This is a genomic window from Corynebacterium sp. HMSC034B08 (genome assembly GCF_001835805.1).
GTDB lineage: Bacteria > Actinomycetota > Actinomycetes > Mycobacteriales > Mycobacteriaceae > Corynebacterium > Corynebacterium coyleae.
On the sequence record NZ_KV825888.1, the window covers coordinates 1 to 3,439 of the forward strand.

Here is a 3,439-nt window from a genome sequence, read left to right on the forward strand (position 1 = left end):
TCTTTTTTGTGAGTTTGGCAGCTAGTTTTGCGTCCACTTCAACTGCCGTTATCGCCCTCCCCAAGTGGGCCATCGGGTGAGTGAGGGCACCGCTTCCTGGCCCGATCTCAATGATGGGGCCGGAGGTTTGTTTTACAAGATCGACGATGGAGTTGATGATCTTGTGGTCTGTGAGAAAATTTTGGCCATGTTCGTGACGGCCGTATCCGTATGTAGACATCAGGTGTGCTCCGTGGAGTTGAAACGGAGCCGGGCATGGCAAATGGCCGCCCGGCTAAAGGACCGGAGCGGTTTCTAACCTGCGGGAGGGAGAAAACCGCCTTAGCGGCTGGTGAGCGGCCGCATGAAAACGGAACCTGAAATCAACATGGGCCTATCGTATCCAATTAATTTCGCAGGGTCCAATACGGTGAGAAAGAAGACAACCGCACCGCAACAGTGCAAGACCTCTCTGGATTGGAATTTGTCCTACCTTCGGCTCGTCGTACAGACGCCACTGGCGTATTTTGTCTCTGGGCAACGAGGGGGAGTTACCCCCACCTCCGGATGTTTTTAAGGTGCACCCCTTATTACGCTGTGGTGCGGGAGTAGTTTTGTCCGACTGATCGGACTACCCACCGACGTGGGGCGGGTAGTTCGAGGTCCCAGCAGATGATCGCGTCGATTTCGCCGCGTTCAAAGGATGCCACCATGGCGTCGTAGTCGGGGCGAGCCACATTCTTCTTTGACGCGGAAATGGACTGATCGACGTAGTTATGTCCTATGTCCAACGTCCAAGCCACGCTGCTTTGCAATGGCTTCACAGTCCTGACGCTGCCGGTCGATGGTGAGGCCATCCACGTCAGCGTCTCGCGAGATACGAAGGTAAATAGGAGCGCGTGTTGCCAAACGCTTTTAATAAGGCCCTTAGCTAACATTGAACTTAAAACCCGACGACGTCGCCACTGTCATTTTGTACGAGGGTGGCGGCCCCAGAGCGCACCACCGGACTCTCTTGAAGGTTTAGCCCCAGTGAAAGAAGTAACTGAGGTACCTCTCCGAAACTACATTCCACGAGGTCGTTACACGCGCCTTGATGAGCGAGACGAAGGTTGTCGACTCCATCTAGCCAATCTGGAGTCAGGCCGAAGTCAAGCAGACCCACTTTGAACGGAACGTGGTGCGCGAGTTGAATCGGTCGCCCGTCATTGGAGTTGCAAATGCTGCATCCTTCCCCGTCTCGCGCGATTACCGCGGGCCTCAATTTTTGGGGGTAGCGAACAGCTGGCCGCCGCTTGTACGTCTCCCATTCCTCGATCGTTAACCAAGCTCTTCCACCGAATCCTTCGGGATTGACCATCCTCGGTCGCTGTGCCACAGTACCCTCCGTTTCGACTTCAATATCAGAATCGGACCATCACACTACCTCTATCGGATCCGCCCTCGCTTGCAGTTAAGACCAGACCCGACAAACTCCGATACAGCTGTGGGCAAACTACTCCTTGTTGCCAGAGGTAGTCTTAAACTTAACCTCGACCGCGTTCAGTCCCGCTAAGAACGCTTTTCGACAAATTGATTCGACTGGTCTAGAGCAATCCGACAATACAGCGAGGAAATCATGGGATTTTTGGCGAGACTGTTTAAAGGAAAAACGGAAAGCAAGAACCTCGACGTCCGAAAACAGCCCACACCCCTTAAACAGCCGGCTTTGAATCCCTGGCCGACTACTTCTCTTGACAAGACCCTTGAGCTACCAGGAGGCTTCGATCGAGTTCTCTACGTGTACGACGATGCCCCCTTTTCGAATGCCCAACGTGGAGATGTTATCAAGATCGAATTTTTTCCCGGTGAAGCGAGGCTATGCAACAAGAAGACTGGTTCCGAGGTCGACACCCGCGCAGACCAAGCAACTTGCCTTCTTCACAACGGGAAACCAGTCGGTGTCATCTTCGACGATAAAGAGGACGTTAAGCTTGCCTACAACAAGGGGATCCGAATTTTCGCCACCGCAACCGTCGGGGCACGTCTTCGCGAACACGGCAACGTACGGGCATTGACGTTGCACCTTCCCAGCGGGCGAAGGACCACCCGCCAGCTGATCGAACTTCACGAAGTCAACAGCCGAATTCCCAGTAACGCGCAACGAATCCAATTTAACGAATGGGACGAAGACGATTTCAGAGATATCTCCCACAAGCCCCGCTGGATATTCGAGAACGTGACCTTGAGTTTTCTGCCAGTTCCCAAGGGATCTTCGGCAAAACCGCACATTCAAGCCTCAGCCGATGGACTAAAGCTATTTAGATTGACCGCCCGAAACTCGGCATACCGGGAGGTAGTAACAGCGATAAGCTCGAACGATTCTTTTATCGTGCTAGCCGAACGGCGACAGCCTCGTGAAGGACTTGTCGGCTACCAGATAACGCTTATTTGCTGGTGAGTACAGCGCGTGTGAGATGGAGATGAATTTGGGCTTCGCAACCTCGCTCACAGGAAGTCTTGGGTTGCAGTCTCAACATCTATTTCGCGAGACAACCAGTTGGGAAGCTACCTTCAGCACGAGCCTAGCTTTATGATCTCCCACGCATCCGATCATGGGTTGACAGTATGAGTTCCGCAACGTGGGTTGCTTCCCTAATCACATACCGCCCCGCTTGCAATGTGACTCCGGTCGGGAGAGTACGACCGTGACCCGTTCCCTGCAAGTTTCGTAATTCATTAATTTGAAGTGCTGTGGTCCGAGCCGATTGATAGATGGCCCGAATCTGCTTACCACCAGGCTGGCCAACATCGACATTCGCGGCTAGAAGATCAAGACGCTCGAACGTGAGTGTAATCAACTCCTCAAAACTAGCCTTGTGTGCGGGAAGCATTGAGTTTTCCTCCAACACAAACTTGCAGCAGGATTCGAGCAGTTCCTTAGCTACTCCAAGAAGCACCCCTGGATCTTCCAAATTTCTCGATAGCCGATCTAAATGCTCGTCAAGCGCTGCCCTGCCACCTGTTTCCAGATCAATCCCGAGCTCAGAACTCAGGTAACCCTGCTCAGTAAGTTCAAGATGCTGGCTTGCGAAAGCAGATCGAAGGCTTGCAACTTCGTTCTTGTGATCCTCTTTCTCTGTGCCGAAAACCCCGTGGGCCCTCAGCATGACCAAAATCCGTTCCAACACCTCCCGCTGTCGCGGAGATCCTAGATTTCGCGCCTCCCGGCAAAGGTGAAGAATTCGATCCTGCTTGTTCGGAGTCCGAGTCTCTCGATCATATTTGTCTAAATAAGTCAGCTTTGTGTCAGCGTAACAGGCGGAAATCTCCGAATGGGACGGGCCCTTACCCATAAAAAAGAACTTGCCAAGGCAAATAGCTACTTCATCAGACAGGTACTCCTGAGCCATGCTCTACTTCTTATTGCCAGAGGTAGTATTGAACTTGAACTCGACGGAGTGTCGTCGATAAATAACTA

Annotated in this window: 4 protein-coding genes; 1 reads left to right on the forward strand and 3 read right to left on the reverse strand. The window is 52.5% G+C overall.

Features of this window, described 5'->3' with window-relative positions:
• Together HMPREF2656_RS00160 and HMPREF2656_RS00165 are read right to left on the reverse strand one after the other, a co-directional pair.
• A partial coding sequence (locus HMPREF2656_RS00160; RefSeq protein WP_305764524.1) for an rRNA adenine N-6-methyltransferase family protein occupies window positions 1-220 on the reverse strand: 220 nt, incomplete at its 3' end.
• Window positions 221-569: 349 nt separating this feature from the next.
• On the reverse strand, window positions 570-803 hold the full coding sequence (locus tag HMPREF2656_RS00165; protein ID WP_224784272.1) for a recombinase family protein: 234 nt from the start codon (window positions 801-803) through the stop codon (window positions 570-572).
• Window positions 804-1,597: 794 nt separating this feature from the next.
• Between HMPREF2656_RS00165 and HMPREF2656_RS00170 the strand changes: the two genes are divergently transcribed.
• Window positions 1,598-2,419, forward strand: a complete 822-nt coding sequence (locus HMPREF2656_RS00170; RefSeq protein ID WP_070815546.1) for a hypothetical protein — start codon at window positions 1,598-1,600, stop codon at window positions 2,417-2,419.
• Between the two features lie 130 nt (window positions 2,420-2,549).
• Here the strand turns inward: HMPREF2656_RS00170 and HMPREF2656_RS00175 are convergent, their stop codons facing one another.
• Window positions 2,550-3,371 (reverse strand): abortive infection family protein, encoded by an 822-nt coding sequence (locus tag HMPREF2656_RS00175; protein WP_070815547.1) that lies wholly within the window; start codon window positions 3,369-3,371, stop codon window positions 2,550-2,552.
• Between the last annotated feature and the right edge of the window lie 68 nt (window positions 3,372-3,439).